The sequence below is a fragment of the Kitasatospora sp. NPDC001095 genome, assembly GCF_053598615.1.
In genome coordinates this window covers 83,460-97,437 of record NZ_JBSFKQ010000002.1, presented here as the reverse complement: position 1 = coordinate 97,437, position 13,978 = coordinate 83,460, and the positions used below count along the sequence as shown (strand labels likewise).

The following is a 13,978-nucleotide window of genomic DNA, read 5'->3' as shown; positions in this document are numbered from 1 at the left end:
CGGGCGGGCCTTCCTCAGCGGGGGAGCGGGACGGTGGCGAGCATCCGGAAGACGCCCGCCTCGGCGGCCGGTACGGTCAGCTCGCCGTCGTGGGCGGCGAGCCGCTCGCGCAGCCCGCGCAGCCCGGTGCCGCTGCCCTGGGAGGGGAGCGGGACGTCGGGCACCCCGTCATTCTCCAGTTCCAGCACGGCCCGTCCGTCCTCGGTCCGCAGCCGGATCAGGCAGCGGCCGGCCTCGCTGTGCCGCAGCACGTTGGTGGTGGCCTCGCGGATCACCCAGCCGAACACCGACTGGACCGGGGGCGGCAGCTCGTCGGCGTGCTCGCCGAGGTCGATCTCACAGGCGACGTCGGCCGAGCGCAGCACCGCCCGGGCGCCGATCGCCTCGGCGTGCAGGTCGGCGGTGCGGTAGCCGCGGATGACGTCCCGGACCTCGCGCTGCGACTCCTGGGCGATCTTCTGCACCTCGACCATCTGGTCGGCGGCCTCCTCGCGCCCCCGGCGGGCGAGCTGGACGGCGAGCTCGCTCTTGAGCGCGATGGTGGTGAGGTTGCGGCCCATCACGTCGTGCAGGTCGCGGGAGAAGCGCAGCCGCTCCTCGGCGACGGCCAGCCGGGACTGGGCCTCGCGGGCGGCGTCCAGCTCCCAGACCACCGAGGTCAGCCAGGCGAAGCTGCGGCAGGTCCCGCCGAGGATGGGCAGCATGACCAGGCAGCCGATCAGCAGCCCGGCGGTACCGGCGAGGCCGTACCCGGCCAGCACCATCGCCGGCGCGGTCAGCAGGAACCCGCCGAGGGCGGCCAGCGAGGCCTGGGCGATCGACAGTCCGATGGACGCCGGGCCGAAGGCGACGGCGAGCAGGAGGGCCGCCATCGTGGAGGTGAACGCCATCCCGGACCGGCCGTCCGCCCCGTCGGCGTGCGTTCCGAGCAGCAGGACGGCCCAGGAGCCGGCCACCGCGAACGCACCGTTGACGGCCAGCCACCGCAGGTGGTCGGTGGGGCGCTTCAGGTAGTGGTCGAGCGAGGTGCGGCAGGCCCGCAGGCCCAGCAGCGTCGACGCGAGCGAGACCAGCAGGGCGATCCGGACCGTCCCGACGGAGTCCGGCAGGTCGGCCCGGGCCCCGGCGGAGAGCAGGGTGATCGGGAGCAGCAGCAGCGGCAGCGTGTAGAGCGACCAGCGGAAGTACAGCTCGGTGCGCCGGGGCTTGCTCAGGCTCGTCCAGCTGCGAAGCGGTGACCGCATTCTCAATTCTTCCGCCCCAGTTCGATCACGATCTTGCCGGTGTCTTCATATCAGAGGCACGGAAGGCGTTCATCCGTCGGATGAACGCCTTCCGTGCGTGGTGCCCTTCGGGTCAGCGGCGCGGCTCCCAGTGGAAGTAGCGCACCGCGCCCCAGACGGCCAGGCCCAGCCAGATGGTCCCGGTGACCAGGTGCGAGCCGGCGGCGCCCCAGGAGCCGGCGAAGCCGGTCGCGGCGGCCGAGCCGTCGGTGCCGAACCAGCCGACCCGGATCAGCTGGAAGGCGGGGGTGGTCGGCAGCAGGCGGCAGATGTCGGCCAGCTGCTTGGGCATGACCTCCAGCGGGACGAACAGGCCGGAGCCGAGCTGCATCACCAGCATGATCGGCAGGGTGGTGATGCCCGAGCTCTCCACGGTCTTGGTGAAGGCGCTGGACAGCGCGGCCAGGGCGATCATGGTGGCCAGTGCCAGCAGCAGGCCGACCAGCATCAGCACCGGGTTGACCGGCACGGCCAGGTGCAGGCCGAGGCTGCCGCCGATCCCGATCAGGGCGGCCATCATCAGGCCGAGCGCGAGCGAGGGGACGGCGGTGCCGAGCAGGATCTCGATGTCCCGGGCCTCGCCGGTGCGCAGCCGCTTGAGGACCAGCTCACCGCGCCGCCCGACGTACGCGGCGGTCAGGTTGTAGTACACGACGAAGGCCAGGATCATCCCGACCGAGCCGTAGACCAGCAGCGAGTCGACGTCCAGCCCGGGGTTGGACTCGGCCTGCTTCGACAGCACGCCCTGGAGGGTGAAGACCAGCACCAGCGGCAGCACCAGGGCGGTGAACAGGGCCGTGCGGTTGCGCATCAGCAGGGTGGCCTCGGCCCGGCCGAGGGCGAGCAGTCGACGGACGGTGGTGCTCTGCGGACCGGCGGTGGCGGTGGCGGCGGAGGGGGCGGCGGTGGTCATCGGGCGGATCCGATCAGGCGGCGGCGGGCGGGGCGGGTGGCGGCGGGCGCCTGCGGGGGGTTCTGGTGGGCGGCCTCGGAGGCGATCGCGAGGAAGGCCTCCTCCAGCGAGGCGCTGCGGGCGTCCAGGGCGCCGAGCGCGATCCCGTGCTGCCGGGCCCAGCCGAGCAGGTCGGTCAGGGTGTCCTGGAGCCCGAGGGTCTGCACGGTGACCCTGCGGCCCTCGACGCCGATCTCGGCCCCGGCCAGGACGGGCAGTGCCGTCCCGGCGAAGTCGGGGAGCTCGAAGCTGATCCGGGCGGGTCGGCCGGCGATCACCTCGGCGACGGTGCCGGAGGTGACGACCCGGCCGCCGTGCATGATGGCCAGCCGGTCGGCCAGCTCCTCGGCCTCCTCCAGGTAGTGCGTGGTGAGCAGCACCGTGGTGCCCTGGGCGCGCAGCTCGCGGACCAGCTGCCAGACGGCGGCGCGCGCCTCCGGGTCGAGACCGGTGCTCGGCTCGTCCAGGAAGAGCACCTCGGGGCGGCCGAGCAGGGCCATCGCGAGGTCGAGCCGGCGCTTCTCGCCGCCGGACAGCTGCTTGACCCGGACGTTCGCGCGGTGGCCGAGGCCGACCAGCTCCAGCGCCTCCGCCACCGGGCGGGCGCCGCTGGTCATCCCGGCCCAGGCGCGGCCGGTCTCGGCGGCGGTGAGCTCGCCGGGGAAGCCGCCCTCCTGGAGCATGATGCCGATCCGCGGGCGGACGGCGGCGCGCTCCTTGAAGGGGTCCCGGCCGAGCACCCGGACGGTGCCGCCGGTGGGGGCGGCCAGGCCCTCGATGACCTCCATGGTGGAGGTCTTGCCGGCCCCGTTGGTGCCGAGCAGGGCGAACAGTTCGCCGCGGCGGACGGTCAGGTCGACGCCGCGCACGGCGTGGTACCCGGAGGTGCCGCCGCCGTAGTGGCGGTGCAGGTCGGTGACCTCGATCACGTCGTCGCTGGGGCGGGAGGGCCGGCTCGTTTCCATGCCTCAAGCCTTCCGCCGACCGGGCCGCGCGGGCAGTGCGCGCCGTCATGACATCGCGGTGCGGATGCACGGGTCGGCGATGACAAATGTCATGGGTCGTTTTGCCGGGGAATGCCGAAGGGCCCCCTCATCCGAGGGGGCCCTTCGTATCGGAGCGGACGACGAGATTCGAACTCGCGACCCTCACCTTGGCAAGGTGATGCTCTACCAACTGAGCCACGTCCGCAGGTCAAACTATTGAGTTGTGCTGTGCTCGCGCACTGCGAGCGGACGACGAGATTCGAACTCGCGACCCTCACCTTGGCAAGGTGATGCTCTACCAACTGAGCCACGTCCGCATGGTGCCTGGTGGGGCACCCGCCGCCTCTTCGGATCTCTCCGTTGCGGCGACGAGGAATACTCTACAGCATCTTTCGGGGTGGTCGCCCCACCCTTTCGGTCCGGGCGGGCGGGGCGACCGGGGAGCGGTGTCCCCGCGGGGCTCAGTTCGCCTCGGCGAACGCCTCGTACACGTGCTTGGGGATGCGGCCGCGGGCCGGCAGTTCCATCCCGCGGGACAGCGCCCAGGCGCGGACGGCGGCCGGGTCCGGGGTGAGGGCCGTGCGGCGGAAGGACTTTCCGGTGCGGCTCTGGCGGCGGCCGGCGGCGACGAACGGCGCGAGGGCCTCCCGCAGCTTTTCCGCGTTGTCCACGGACAGGTCGATCTCGTACGACTTCCCGTCGACGCCGAAGTGGACGGTTTCCGCGGCGGCGCCGCCGTCCAGGTCGTCGGAGAGCGTGACAACTACACGCTGAGCCATGGGTGTCAATCCTCTCGGGCAATTCGGCCGCCGGTCCGAGGGGGTACCGAGGCCTGATGTGCACCAACTCGCGCAAGCACGTACGGGCAGGCCGGGTGGCCCGCCTGATACGCAGCACTTGCCGCGACAGGTGGCCCCTATTCTGCACCCGAAGGGGGCCGAAATCGAAGAGTCCGGCATTTTTTTCCGGATATTCACGTCTCTTCGCGGGACTGCGGGATACCGATGTGCGGGACGGGCGGATCTGTCCCCAAGTGCCGTATTCGGGTGTTCTCCCGGCGGCGTCGTTCCGGGGCCCGAATCCGGGGAAACCGGTCGGCCCGGGTCGGTGGCGAGGGGCCTGGATCCCTTGCGGCGTAAGGGTCTGGAGTCTACGCGCGTCGCTATCCCCGGCCAGCAATCCTGCCCGAAACCACGGGTAGTCTGGGGTTCCCCCGCCTCACCGAAGACACCACCGGGAGTGCCAGTGGCACGCGTCGTAGTCGACGTCATGCTCAAGCCGGAGATCCTCGACCCCCAGGGACAGGCGGTGCAGCGCGCACTGCCCCGTCTCGGATTCACCGGGATCGCCGACGTCCGCCAGGGCAAGCGTTTCGAGCTGGATGTGGAGGGCCCGGTCGACGACGCGGCGCTCGCCCGTATCCGCGAAGCCGCCGAGACCTTTCTCGCCAACACCGTGATCGAGGACTTCACCGTCCGGGTCGAGGAGGAGGGCAAGTGACCACCCGCGTCGGCGTCGTCACTTTCCCCGGCTCCCTCGACGACCGCGACGCCCAGCGGGCGGTCCGTCTCGCCGGCGCCGAGCCGGTCGCCCTCTGGCACCGTGACAAGGATCTCCACCAGGTCGACGCCGTCGTCCTGCCGGGCGGATTCAGTTACGGCGACTATCTGCGCTGCGGTGCGATCTCCCGCTTCTCGCCGGTGATGGAGACCGTCATCGAGCAGGCGAAGCTCGGAATGCCGGTGCTCGGTATCTGCAACGGCTTCCAGGTGCTGTGCGAATCGCACCTGCTGCCCGGTGCGCTCCACCGGAACGACTCGCTGCACTTCATCTGCCGCGACCAGAAGCTGCGCATCGAGAACGCCGGCACCGCCTGGACCCGGGATTACTCGGCGGGCCAGGAAATCGTCGTCCCGCTGAAGAACGGCGAGGGCCGCTTCGTCGCCGACGAGCGGGTGCTGGACGAACTGGAGGCGGAGGGCCGGGTCGTCGCCCGTTACCTCGACGTCAACCCGAACGGTTCGTACCGCGACATCGCAGGCATCACCAACGCCGCCGGCAATGTCGTCGGCCTGATGCCGCACCCGGAGCACGCCGTGGAGCCGCTCACCGGTCCGACCACCGAGGGCCTGGGCTTCTTCACTTCCGTCCTGAAGCAGCTGGTGAACGCCTGATGAGCCTCGACACCGTCAAGATCGCCGAGCAGACCCCGGACGCCGCCCAGCCCTGGGCCGAACTCGGCCTCAAGCAGGACGAGTACGCCCGCATCCGGGAGATCCTCGGCCGCCGCCCGACCGGCGCCGAACTCGCCATGTACTCGGTCATGTGGTCGGAGCACTGTTCGTACAAGAGCAGCAAGGTCCACCTGAAGCAGTTCGGCGAGAAGAAGCCGGATTCGGACGCGATGCTCGTCGGCATCGGCGAGAACGCCGGCGTCGTCGACGTCGGCCAGGGCTACGCGGTCACCTTCAAGGTCGAGTCGCACAACCACCCGTCGTACATCGAGCCCTACCAGGGCGCGGCCACCGGCATCGGCGGCATCGTGCGCGACATCCTGGCGATGGGCGCCCGCCCGGTCGCCGTGATGGACCCGCTGCGCTTCGGTGCGGCCGACCACCCGGACACCCGGCGCGTGCTGCCCGGGATCGTCGCGGGCATCGGCGGCTACGGCAACTGCCTGGGCCTGCCGAACATCGGCGGCGAGGTCGTCTTCGACTCCTGCTACCAGGGCAACCCGCTGGTCAACGCGCTGTGCGTGGGCGTCATGAAGCACGAGGACATCCACCTCGCGCAGGCCTCCGGCGCCGGCAACAAGGTCATCCTGTACGGCGCCCGTACCGGTGGCGACGGCATCGGCGGCGTCTCGGTGCTCGCCTCCGAGACCTTCGACGACACCAAGCCGGCCAAGCGCCCGGCCGTCCAGGTCGGCGACCCGTTCCAGGAGAAGCTCCTGATCGAGTGCACCCTGGAGATCTTCCGGGAGAAGCTCGTCAAGGGCATCCAGGACCTCGGCGGGGCCGGCCTTTCCTGCGCCACCAGCGAGCTGGCCTCGGCCGGCTCCGGCGGCATGCGGATCGAGCTCGACACCGTGCACCTGCGCGACCACACGCTCTCGCCGGAGGAGATCCTCATGAGCGAGTCGCAGGAGCGCATGTGCGCGATCGTGGAGCCCGACAAGGTCGACCGCTTCCTGGAGATCTGCGAGAAGTGGGACGTCATCGCCAACGTCATCGGTGAGGTGACCGACGGCGAGCGCCTGGAGATCTACTGGCACGGCGAGCTCGTGGTGGACGTCCCGCCGCGCACCGTCGCCCACGAGGGCCCGACCTACCAGCGTCCGTACGCCCGTCCGAGCTGGCAGGACGCGCTGCAGGCCGACGCCCCGACCGCCGAGCGGCTGGCCCGCCCGACCACCGGCGAGGGCCTCAAGGCCGACCTGCTGAAGGTCACCAGCCACCCGAACCAGGCCTCCAAGTCCTGGATCACCAACCAGTACGACCGCTACGTGCTGGGCAACACGGTGCTCGCCTCCGGCGAGGACTCGGGCATGATCCGGATCGACGAGGAGACCAACCTCGGCGTCTCGGTCGCCACCGACGGCAACGGCCGCTTCGCCAAGCTGGACCCGTACACCGGCGCCCAGCTGGCTCTGGCCGAGGCGTACCGCAACGTCGCGGCCGGCGGTGCCAAGCCGCTCGCCGTCTCCGACTGCCTCAACTTCGGCTCCCCCGAGGACCCGGACGTGATGTGGCAGTTCGCCGAGGCCACCCGCGGCCTGGCCGACGCCTGCCTGGTGCTCGGCACCCCGGTCACCGGCGGCAACGTCTCGCTGTACAACCAGACCGGCGAGGTCGCCATCCACCCGACCCCGGTGGTCGCGGTGCTCGGCGTCATCGACGACGTCACCCGGCGCACCCCGCTGGCCTTCGCCGAGGAGGGGCAGCTGCTCTACCTGCTCGGCGACACGGCGGACGAGCTCGGCGGTTCGGCCTGGTCGCAGGCGGTCCACGACCACCTCGGCGGCCTGCCGCCCAAGGTGGACCTGGAGCGCGAGCGGCTGCTCGGCGAGATCCTGATCGCCGCCTCGCGCGACGGCATGATCGACGCCGCGCACGACCTGTCCGACGGCGGTCTCGGCCAGGCGCTGGTGGAGAGCTGCCTCAAGGGCGGTCACGGTGCGCGCATCGTCGTGCCCGAGGGCCAGGACCCGTTCGTCCTGCTGTTCTCGGAGTCGGCCGGCCGCGCCGTCGTGGCGGTGCCGCGCAGCGAGGAGCTCCGGTTCAACGACATGTGCACCGCGCGCGGCCTGCCGGCCACCCGGATCGGTGTCGTGGACGGCGACAGCCTGGACGTCCAGGGCCAGTTCAGCGTCTCGCTGGCGGAACTGACGGAGGCTCACACCGGCGTCATCGAGGCCCTGCTGGCCTGACGCACGGTTCCTGAGGGGCGGGCGGTTCTCTGGTGAACCACCCGCCCCTCGGCGTATGTTGACGCCCATGCCTGCCAAGTCCCGTACGTATCAGCCGCAGAAGGTGAGCGCCGCCTTGGTGGCGCAGAGCGAGGCGGTGCGCGATGTCGTGCACCGGCTGACGGATTCCGACCTCGACCGGACGACCCGGCTCGGCGCCTGGAAGGTGCGCGAGCTGGTGACCCACGTGAGCCTGGCGCTGAGCCAGCTGCTGGGCGTGCTGAACTCGCCGGAGCCGGACGGGCCGGCGCTCCCGCTGGCCGACTACGCGGCGATGGCCGCGACGATGGCCGAGTTCGTCGACAGCGCGACCACGGAGCACGCGGAGACCGGCTTCGCCGGCTCGGCCAAGGAGGTGGCCGCCGAGTTCGACCGGTCGCTCGACGCCGTGCGGGCGGTGCTCGACGGGCCGGCCGTGGCGGACCCGGAGCGGAAGGTCACCTTCCTGACCGGACATCCGATGCTCCTGACCGAGTACCTGGTGTCCCGGCTGGTCGAGGCCGTGGTGCACGCCGATGACCTGGCCGACGCGCTCGGCCTGGACGCCTTCCCGCACGACCCCCAGGCCCTCGCCGCCGTCTCCCGGATGCTGGCCGACGCCCTCGCCGGGCAGGTGCCCGGCGGCGCGGTCGAGCTGCGGGTCCCGCCGTACGCGGTGGTCCAGGCGGTGCCGGGGCCGAAGCACACCCGGGGCACCCCGCCCAACGTGGTGGAGACCGATCCGCTGACCTGGATCCGGCTGGCCACCGGCCGGCTCGACTGGGCGGCGGCGGTGGAGTCGGCCAAGGTGTTCGCCTCGGGGGAGCGCAGCGACCTGCGGGCCTACCTGCCGGTGCTCGGCTAGGACTTCGGCCGGCGGGCCGTCCGGATCCTGTCAGGGGACGGACGGCCCGCTGAGGTACACGCCCTCCGCCGAGTACGGCCAGGCGTTGGGCGCGCAGCCCTTGAGGCCGTAGATCTGCTGCATCATCGCGGGCGCGGGCTTGCCCTCGCCCGGGCAGCTCTCGTGGCCGTGGCCGATCCGGTGGCCCACCTCGTGGTTGACGATCAGCGCCCGGTACTCCTCCAGCGGTCCGCTGAACTGGGGTGAACCGGTGTTCCAGCGCTTGGAGTTGACGAGCACCTGGTTGCCGACGTTGCAGTTGACCTCGCCGTGGGTGTCCAGGCCGGAGGCGCCGCAGATCCGGTCCACGGTGGCCGGGGAGGCGATCTTCACGGTGAAGTCGTACGGGCCGCTCGCGACCAGCTGGAAGCCGTTCTTGTGGTCGTTGGTCCAGCCGCGCTTGTCGCCGAGGATGCCGTGGATCTGCGCGGCGGCGGTCGGGGCGTCGATGCCGATGCCGTCCTCGACCTCCACCCGGTAGCGGCGCACGTTGCCGCGCCCGACCGGTTTGGCGGTGGCGGGGGCGACGGTGAAGGTGCCCGCGCCCTTGGTGGGGCCGGGGTCGGGGCCGGCGGGGGCGGGCGGTGCCACGGGCGGCGGGGTGTCGTCCGGGGGCGGGGTCGGCTCCGGCGCGGCCGTGGCGGTCTGTTCGGCCGGCGGGGCGACCCGCGCCTGGGTGGTCGGGGTGGCGGCCGGGGTTCCCCCCGGGCGGTTCAGCACGACCGCCGTGGCACCCAGCACCAGCGCGGAGAGCACCAGCGCCATGAGCATGCCAGGACCGGGTCTGCGCCGCGGTCGGCGGCGTCGGCGACCGCCCTTCCGGGGCGGTGCGGTGCGCCTGCCGACGGATCGGGCTGCGGACATGATCTTCACACTGGCACGGCGAACGGGTGAATGTCTACGTGCCTGGTGGGAGAGGTTCGCCGCCCCGGGGGCGGTGCTCCGTCCGGGACGGCGGTTGACCCCTGCGTCTCGGGTGGCAGACTTCAGGGCATGGCGATTCACAGGAATCTTCTCGACGGTCCCGAACCGACCCTCCTCCCGGAGGAGGAGCGCCCCTACCGGATGCTCGCGGAGGAGTCGGCCTCCCCGACCCAGGTGGCGGCCGAGTTCCCGGCCTTCTGCCTGGCCTGGGCGATGCTCGCCGACGACGCCTTCGCGGCCGGCCGGTACGTCGAGTCGTACGCCTACGCCCGTACCGGCTACCACCGTGGCCTGGACGCGCTGCGGCGCAACGGCTGGAAGGGCCACGGCCCGGTGCCGTGGGAGCACCGCGGCAACCGCGGCTTCCTGCGCTGCCTGGCGGGGCTCGCCCGGGCGGCCGGCGCGATCAAGGAGACCGAGGAAGAGGCCCGCTGCTGGCAGTTCCTGAAGGACAGCAGTGCGGAGGCGTACGCGGAGCTCAAGCAGTAACGACCCCCGACGTGACGGGTGCCCCCGGCGGAGAAACCGCCGGGGGCACCCGTGTTTTCACGCTCGGGGCGCGGGTTCGCACGCTCGGGGCGCGCACTTCCGCGCTCGCGGCGCGGATCACTTCAGGCGCTTGCCCGCCGAACGCAGCTGCTCGGCGGCCTCGACCACACGGGCGGCCATGCCGGCCTCGGCCAGCTTGCCCCAGGTGCGCGGGTCGTAGGTGTTCTTCTTGCCGACCTCGCCGTCGACCTTCAGCACGCCGTCGTAGTTGGCGAACATGTGGCCGGCCACCGGGCGGGTGAAGGCGTACTGGGTGTCGGTGTCCAGGTTCATCTTCACGACGCCGTTCTCCAGCGCGGTGGCGATCTCCTCGGCGCTCGAGCCCGAGCCGCCGTGGAAGACGAAGTCGAACGGGTCGGTCTTGCCGTACTGCTTGCCGATCGCGTCCTGGAGCTCGCGCAGCAGCTCCGGCTTCAGCACGACGTTGCCCGGCTTGTACACGCCGTGCACGTTGCCGAAGGAGGCGGCCAGCAGGTAGCGGCCCTTCTCGCCCAGGCCCAGCGCCTCGGCGGTGCGCACGGCGTCGTTGACGGTGGTGTACAGCTCGTCGTTGATCTCGTGGGTGACGCCGTCCTCCTCGCCGCCGGTCGGGGTGATCTCGACCTCGAGGATGATCTTGGCGGCGGCGGCCTGGGCCAGCAGCTCCTGGGCGATGGCCAGGTTGTCGGAGAGGGTCTCGGCCGAGCCGTCCCACATGTGCGACTGGAACAGCGGGTTCCGGCCCTTGGCCACGCGCTCGGCGGAGACCGCCAGCAGCGGGCGGACGTAGCCGTCCAGCTTGTCCTTCGGGCAGTGGTCGGTGTGCAGCGCGACGGTGACGTCGTACTTGGCGGCGACGATGTGGGCGAACTCGGCGAGCGCGACGGCGCCGGTCACCATGTCCTTGTTGTGCTGGCCGCCCAGGAACTCCGCGCCACCGGTCGAGATCTGGATGATGCCGTCGCTCTCGGCCTCGGCGAAACCACGCAGCGCGGCGTGCAGGGTCTGCGACGACGTGACGTTGATGGCCGGGTAGGCGAACTTGCCCGCCTTGGCCCGGTCCAGCATCTCGTTGTAGACCTCGGGAGTTGCGATGGGCATGCGATCCGCTCCTGTCGGGTTGCGGCGTACGGACGGTGCTGTCCGACGCTGTGTACGCCTTCGTGACGACTCCGTGCCGGCCCGCCGACGCGCGGCGTTGCGGTGTGGCTCTCCGGCACGTTCGAGGCGACCTCCGCGGTACGGCCATGAGGGTGGTGTGCCGTTGCGGACCGGACGCCTGTGCCATCTTCCCAGACTCGTGCCCGCAGGTCAGCAGGAGCCCGGCATGCGGAACGGCGCACGGCACGGGCGCACGGCGGGCTCCGGGCGGGTCCCGGGCGGCCCCGACGGGGGCCGGGAGCGCTCCCGGCCGGGCACCGCAGGCGCGGTGCGCCCGCTTCGCCGGCAGGGTGCGCCCGCTATCCTGCGCCCGTGGACTACAACCAGCTGGCCGTCAACCTGCTCGACGCCAAATCCCTGATCTCGTCCCTCGGCGCCATCGGGCTGATCGCGATCATCTTCGCGGAGACCGGCCTGCTGGTCGGCTTCTTCTTCCCGGGCGACTCGCTGCTCATCCTCGCGGGTGTCGCCGCCTCGAACGCCGCCTCCTCGGTGCTCGGCGACGGCGCCAAGCTGCCGATCGCCGTGCTGCTGATCGGCTGCCCGATCGCGGCGATCGCCGGTGCCCAGCTCGGGCACCTGATCGGTGCCAAGGTCGGGCCGAAGATGTTCGACAAGCCCGATTCGAAGATCTTCCGCCGCGAGTACGTGGTGAAGGCGGAGGAGTACTTCAACAAGTTCGGCTCCGGCAAGGCCGTGGTGCTGGCCCGCTTCATGCCGATCATCCGCACCTTCCTGAACCCGGTCGCCGGCACCCTGGAGATGCCCGCCCGGACCTTCTTCGTCTGGAACGTGGTCGGCGGCGTGCTGTGGACCGAGTCCATGCTGCTGATCGGCTACTTCTTCGGTGACGCGCTCGCCCCGGTGATCGACAAGTACCTGATCCCGGCGGTGCTGCTGATCGTCCTGCTGTCGATCTCGCCGATCCTGGTCGAGGTCATGCGCGAGCGGAAGAAGAAGCGGGCCGGCGGTGCCGAGGCCGCCGGCGAGAGCCAGGTCCAGGTCGGCAACGGCCGGCACCGGCGGGGCTGAGTCCGACACCGGCCCCGGCGGGGCCGGGCGCCCGCCGCGCCGGACACGACGGAGGGCCGGTGCTGTTTCACGTGAAACAGCACCGGCCCTCCGTCGTTCGTCGTACCGGGCGGGGTCAGAGACCCAGGTCGTCCAGGGTGTACGCGGTCACGTACTCCAGGCCCTCGGCCTCGACGGCGGCTGCGCCGCCGCGCTCCACGATCACCGCGACGCCGACCACCTCGGCGCCCGCCTCACGCAGCGCCTCCACGGCGGTCAGCACCGAGCCGCCGGTGGTGGAGGTGTCCTCGACGGCCAGCACCCGGCGGCCCTTGACCTCCGGGCCCTCGATCCGGCGCTGGAGGCCGTGGGCCTTGCCGGTCTTGCGGACCACGAAGGCGTCCAGCTGCTGCCCGCGCGCGGCGGCGGCGTGCAGCATCGAGGCGGCCACCGGGTCGGCACCCAGGGTCAGACCGCCGACGGCGTCGTACTCCAGGTGCGAGGTCGCGTCCAGCATCACCCGGCCGACCAGCGGGGCGGCCACGCCGTCCAGCGTGATCCGGCGCAGGTCGACGTAGTAGTCGGCCTCCTTGCCGGAGGAGAGGGTGACCTTGCCGTGCACGACGGCCTTGTCCTTGATCTGTGCCAGCAGGGCGTCGCGGTCGTTGCTCATGAGCGTTCAGTCTAGGCCCTGGTGGTCCCGGCGGCTCTCCGGGCTCAGCGCCGGCGCAGCGCCCTGACCAGCACCACGGCACCGCCCAGCAGCGCCACCGAGCCGCCGATCACCCACGGCACCGCGCTGCGGCCGCCGGTGCCAGGCACCACGATCCCACCGGCCTCGCCGCCCCAGCGGGACGCCGCCCGGGCCCGCGCGCTGCGGGCGGGCAGCGCCGGGGCGTACGGGCCGCGCGGCGGGGCGTGGTCCACCTCCTCGGCGGACCGGCCGACGATGCTGCGGCGCACCGGGCCGGAGAGCACCGGCTCGTCCTCGTACGCGAAGAGCGGCTCGGCGGGGAGTTCCTCGGCGACGCCGTCCCGCTCGGCGGAGCCGTCCGCGCCCTCGCCGTCGACGTCGTCCTCGTCCTCGTCGTCGGCGGAACCGGTGGGCAGACCGAAGCGCTCGGCGTCGGCGTCGGAGAAGGCGATCAGGTCGGAGAGGTCGTCGTCCAGGTCGTCACCGGGCTGGTCCTGGCGCTCCTCGATGAAGACCACACCGGCGTCCGCCCCGGCGGGGGCGTCCTCCTCCTGGTCCTGGTCCTGCGGCTGCTCGTCCTCCGGGGCGACCAGCGCGGCGGCGAACCTGTCCAGCAGACGGCGGCCGGTGGCGTCGAGGGTCTCCTCGTCGAACTCGGTCAGCCGGCCGGTGGCGCTCAGGTCACCGGTGAAGCGGATCGCCGCGGTGCCGTCCCCGGGGCCGTCCGCGACGCTGACCCGGACCGTGGCGGTCGCCTCGCCGCTGCCCCGGGCCTCCTCGCCCTCGGCCAGCACCGTCAGCACGCCCTCCCGGCCCTCGATCAGCGACAGCACGCCCTTGTACGTGATCGTGGAGCCGCCGACCCGCAGCTTCAGCCGGCCGCTGATCTCCTCGGCCGCACCGGCGCCGACCGCGGCCGGCTCGGTGCTCAGCCCCGGCACACTCCGCGCCAGCAGCGCCGGATCCTGCAAGGCCTGCCGCACCAGCTCGGCGGACATCGGGACGACAACCTCATGCTCCATGCCACGGAGCCTACCGACTGCCCCCCGCCCGGTCCCTACCCACCACCATCCGACTTTCCCCACCCC

General features: G+C 71.9%; 14 protein-coding genes and 2 tRNA genes. 6 read left to right on the top strand and 10 right to left on the bottom strand.

The genetic code is table 11. The annotated features are described in order from the left end of the window. Positions 1 to 14: 14 nt before the first annotated feature. The 6 genes from ACWDBB_RS02320 to ACWDBB_RS02295 all read right to left on the bottom strand — a co-directional run bounded on the left by ACWDBB_RS02320 (position 15) and on the right by ACWDBB_RS02295 (position 4,000). Complete coding sequence (locus ACWDBB_RS02320) at positions 15 to 1,244, bottom strand: sensor histidine kinase (protein ID WP_449787846.1); 1,230 nt, start codon at positions 1,242 to 1,244, stop codon at positions 15 to 17. Positions 1,245 to 1,356: 112 nt separating this feature from the next. Further along, positions 1,357 to 2,196 carry an ABC transporter permease gene (locus ACWDBB_RS02315; protein WP_449787845.1) on the bottom strand — a complete coding sequence of 280 codons (840 nt, stop codon included), beginning with the start codon at positions 2,194 to 2,196 and terminating at the stop codon, positions 1,357 to 1,359. Further along, on the bottom strand, positions 2,193 to 3,200 hold the full coding sequence (locus tag ACWDBB_RS02310) for an ABC transporter ATP-binding protein (protein ID WP_449787844.1): 1,008 nt from the start codon (positions 3,198 to 3,200) through the stop codon (positions 2,193 to 2,195). The genes ACWDBB_RS02315 and ACWDBB_RS02310 overlap by 4 nt, the downstream gene beginning before the upstream one ends. A gap of 153 nt (positions 3,201 to 3,353) precedes the next feature. Further along, positions 3,354 to 3,426 (bottom strand) — tRNA-Gly (locus tag ACWDBB_RS02305). Between the two features lie 39 nt (positions 3,427 to 3,465). After that, positions 3,466 to 3,538 (bottom strand) — tRNA-Gly (locus ACWDBB_RS02300). A gap of 144 nt (positions 3,539 to 3,682) precedes the next feature. Further along, positions 3,683 to 4,000, bottom strand: a complete 318-nt coding sequence (locus ACWDBB_RS02295) for a histone-like nucleoid-structuring protein Lsr2 (RefSeq protein WP_030056585.1) — start codon at positions 3,998 to 4,000, stop codon at positions 3,683 to 3,685. Between the two features lie 466 nt (positions 4,001 to 4,466). On the opposite strand from ACWDBB_RS02295, the gene purS reads away from it, so the two are divergent. The 4 genes from purS to ACWDBB_RS02275 all read left to right on the top strand — a co-directional run bounded on the left by purS (position 4,467) and on the right by ACWDBB_RS02275 (position 8,533). Beyond that, complete coding sequence (purS, locus tag ACWDBB_RS02290; protein WP_049654013.1) at positions 4,467 to 4,721, top strand: phosphoribosylformylglycinamidine synthase subunit PurS; 255 nt, start codon at positions 4,467 to 4,469, stop codon at positions 4,719 to 4,721. Further along, complete coding sequence (purQ, locus tag ACWDBB_RS02285; RefSeq protein ID WP_392868575.1) at positions 4,718 to 5,395, top strand: phosphoribosylformylglycinamidine synthase subunit PurQ; 678 nt, start codon at positions 4,718 to 4,720, stop codon at positions 5,393 to 5,395. The genes purS and purQ overlap by 4 nt, the downstream gene beginning before the upstream one ends. Next, the gene (gene purL, locus ACWDBB_RS02280) at positions 5,395 to 7,650 is read left to right on the top strand and encodes a phosphoribosylformylglycinamidine synthase subunit PurL (RefSeq protein ID WP_449787843.1); all 2,256 of its coding nucleotides are present in this window, start codon (positions 5,395 to 5,397) and stop codon (positions 7,648 to 7,650) included. The genes purQ and purL overlap by 1 nt, the downstream gene beginning before the upstream one ends. Before the next feature lie 67 nt (positions 7,651 to 7,717). Beyond that, positions 7,718 to 8,533, top strand: coding sequence for a sterol carrier family protein (locus ACWDBB_RS02275; protein ID WP_449787842.1), 816 nt, complete (start codon positions 7,718 to 7,720; stop codon positions 8,531 to 8,533). A gap of 30 nt (positions 8,534 to 8,563) precedes the next feature. On the opposite strand, the gene ACWDBB_RS02270 is transcribed toward ACWDBB_RS02275, so the two are convergent. Then, positions 8,564 to 9,343, bottom strand: coding sequence for a DUF3152 domain-containing protein (locus ACWDBB_RS02270; RefSeq protein ID WP_449787841.1), 780 nt, complete (start codon positions 9,341 to 9,343; stop codon positions 8,564 to 8,566). Between the two features lie 222 nt (positions 9,344 to 9,565). Between ACWDBB_RS02270 and ACWDBB_RS02265 the strand changes: the two genes are divergently transcribed. Then, the gene (locus ACWDBB_RS02265) at positions 9,566 to 9,985 is read left to right on the top strand and encodes a DUF3151 domain-containing protein (protein ID WP_449787840.1); all 420 of its coding nucleotides are present in this window, start codon (positions 9,566 to 9,568) and stop codon (positions 9,983 to 9,985) included. 117 nt (positions 9,986 to 10,102) lie between these two features. Here ACWDBB_RS02265 and fbaA read toward each other — a convergent pair whose 3' ends face one another. After that, a complete protein-coding gene (fbaA, locus tag ACWDBB_RS02260; RefSeq protein ID WP_392868566.1) occupies positions 10,103 to 11,125 on the bottom strand; it encodes a class II fructose-bisphosphate aldolase in 1,023 nt (340 codons plus the stop codon). Between the two features lie 372 nt (positions 11,126 to 11,497). On the opposite strand from fbaA, the gene ACWDBB_RS02255 reads away from it, so the two are divergent. Then, positions 11,498 to 12,217, top strand: coding sequence for a DedA family protein (locus ACWDBB_RS02255; protein WP_449787839.1), 720 nt, complete (start codon positions 11,498 to 11,500; stop codon positions 12,215 to 12,217). 115 nt (positions 12,218 to 12,332) lie between these two features. On the opposite strand, the gene pyrE is transcribed toward ACWDBB_RS02255, so the two are convergent. Both pyrE and ACWDBB_RS02245 read right to left on the bottom strand, forming a co-directional pair. Beyond that, the gene (pyrE, locus tag ACWDBB_RS02250; RefSeq protein ID WP_392868562.1) at positions 12,333 to 12,869 is read right to left on the bottom strand and encodes an orotate phosphoribosyltransferase; all 537 of its coding nucleotides are present in this window, start codon (positions 12,867 to 12,869) and stop codon (positions 12,333 to 12,335) included. A 44-nt stretch (positions 12,870 to 12,913) separates the two neighbouring features. Further along, positions 12,914 to 13,912 (bottom strand): CoxG family protein, encoded by a 999-nt coding sequence (locus ACWDBB_RS02245; RefSeq protein ID WP_449787838.1) that lies wholly within the window; start codon positions 13,910 to 13,912, stop codon positions 12,914 to 12,916. Positions 13,913 to 13,978: the final 66 nt, after the last annotated feature.

Bases quoted from the DNA above. Each gene is read 5' to 3' on its own strand.
- ACWDBB_RS02320 (WP_449787846.1), bottom strand. From the start codon at position 1,244: ATGCGGTCACCGCTTCGCAGCTGGACGAGCCTGAGCAAGCCCCGGCGC.
- ACWDBB_RS02315 (WP_449787845.1), bottom strand. From the start codon at position 2,196: ATGACCACCGCCGCCCCCTCCGCCGCCACCGCCACCGCCGGTCCGCAG.
- ACWDBB_RS02310 (WP_449787844.1), bottom strand. From the start codon at position 3,200: ATGGAAACGAGCCGGCCCTCCCGCCCCAGCGACGACGTGATCGAGGTC.
- ACWDBB_RS02295 (WP_030056585.1), bottom strand. From the start codon at position 4,000: ATGGCTCAGCGTGTAGTTGTCACGCTCTCCGACGACCTGGACGGCGGC.
- purL (WP_449787843.1), top strand. From the start codon at position 5,395: ATGAGCCTCGACACCGTCAAGATCGCCGAGCAGACCCCGGACGCCGCC.
- ACWDBB_RS02275 (WP_449787842.1), top strand. From the start codon at position 7,718: ATGCCTGCCAAGTCCCGTACGTATCAGCCGCAGAAGGTGAGCGCCGCC.
- ACWDBB_RS02270 (WP_449787841.1), bottom strand. From the start codon at position 9,343: ATGCTCATGGCGCTGGTGCTCTCCGCGCTGGTGCTGGGTGCCACGGCG.
- ACWDBB_RS02265 (WP_449787840.1), top strand. From the start codon at position 9,566: ATGGCGATTCACAGGAATCTTCTCGACGGTCCCGAACCGACCCTCCTC.
- fbaA (WP_392868566.1), bottom strand. From the start codon at position 11,125: ATGCCCATCGCAACTCCCGAGGTCTACAACGAGATGCTGGACCGGGCC.
- pyrE (WP_392868562.1), bottom strand. From the start codon at position 12,869: ATGAGCAACGACCGCGACGCCCTGCTGGCACAGATCAAGGACAAGGCC.
- ACWDBB_RS02245 (WP_449787838.1), bottom strand. From the start codon at position 13,912: ATGGAGCATGAGGTTGTCGTCCCGATGTCCGCCGAGCTGGTGCGGCAG.